This window comes from Paraburkholderia strydomiana (genome assembly GCF_046030495.1).
Classification (GTDB): Bacteria; Pseudomonadota; Gammaproteobacteria; order Burkholderiales; family Burkholderiaceae; genus Paraburkholderia; species Paraburkholderia strydomiana_A.
This window is the reverse complement of record NZ_JAQQCJ010000066.1, coordinates 1-1,380: the sequence shown is the minus strand read 5'-3', so window position 1 is coordinate 1,380 and position 1,380 is coordinate 1. Positions and strand designations below refer to the sequence as shown.

The window sequence follows — 1,380 nt, the reverse complement described above, 5'->3', positions numbered from 1 at the left end:
CAAGGGACCGTCGCCTTTCTCGATAGCGGCCGTTGGTTGGGGAGGCCGAGCACGAAGTTTTGACATACATTTTTAATCTCCGGGACCAACTACATGAGGACGCTCATGCTCACTCGCGATCTCAAATTTCGTAGCACCGGCAACCTTGACGTTGCTTACGGCTTGATTACTTCTCATCCCCGTCTTTGCGCGCTGGTGATTGCCGTGATCGCCATGACTACATGGCAAGCTGCGCAGGCTGCAAACCTTGAACCGCGCACGGTTGGCCAGATCACCTATCTGTGCGGCGGGGTAGGCCGGGACGAACAGCAAGCGATGCGTGAGCAGGCCGGAAATTTCGACAGGGGGGTTCGTATCACAGACACCGCCTTCGTACTGATTGTCGTACCAGTAGAGTTGATGAGCGCGGTCCATGATCGGGCGAATCGCTTCGCGTGAGGCGCTTGAGAACGCGCCGAAAATCACATCGGGCTTGTCCGTCTGGACGAGATGCCGTGCGAGTTCCTGAAACTTGGTGTTGTCCGATTGCGTGTCGTAGGCAATCAGCTCCGCTGGACGTCCGAGAATGCCGCCTTTCGCGTTGATCTCGGCGACTGCGAGCTGCGTAGCGTGGATCTTCGGAATCGTTGCCAGTGCGAAATTTCCCGAAGCGTCTTCCAGCAAGCCAATTTTCACGGGATCGGCGGCGCTCGATGCGAGCGAGGTCAGTGCAAGTCCTGCGGTGAGAGCGAGACGCATCCAGCCCGACGGCTTCAGCAACATGCGGGTTCTCCAGAAATGAGCGCTAGAAAAGAGGAAAAATTCGGACAAAAAAAAGCCCCCTGACGAACCGACGGTTCGTCAGGGGGCTTCTGTGCCGGGTCCTCGGGCGGACATCTTTGTCGGGCCTCGAGGGATGGCCAAGTCTGAAGCGCTGTATTTTTACTTGTCAACAGTGGTCAACAATCGACTCAAGCCCAAAGTCGGAGCGTGCCGAAGCACGACGGCGATCGTGACCACTACGGAGAACGTATCGACTACTCCGATTCGCGCCACATCCAGCCGATCGATCTGTTCGGCGACAGCCCGCACATTTCTCTGATCGCGGATGTCACCGTATTCCCGAGGCGGGCGCAGTGCTTGAATAGAGCGGCTGCGTCGCGGAAAAATGTCACAGCTCAGGTCGCGCCGAATACAGCACCGACCGCGGATGCCACACCCATCGACAGCGCGCTCCAGAAGGTGACCCGCAAGACACCGGGTCCCACTTTCGCGCCCCCGACGCGCGCGGCCAGTCCGCCGAGTATCGCGAGGGAAATCAACGCCGTCACCGCGATACTCACAGCGACCCATTGCTGCGGGGCGAGCGCAGTGACGATGAGCGGCAACGCGGCTCCCACA

General features: G+C 59.0%; 1 protein-coding gene and 1 pseudogene. Both read right to left on the bottom strand.

Features of this window, described 5'->3' with window-relative positions; all coding sequences use genetic code 11:
- Positions 1-351: 351 nt before the first annotated feature.
- Positions 352-762, bottom strand: a pseudogene (locus PQQ53_RS34910) (ABC transporter substrate-binding protein); the annotation flags it as partial.
- A 395-nt stretch (positions 763-1,157) separates the two neighbouring features.
- A partial coding sequence (locus PQQ53_RS34905; protein ID WP_408145289.1) for a VIT1/CCC1 transporter family protein occupies positions 1,158-1,380 on the bottom strand: 223 nt, incomplete at its 5' end.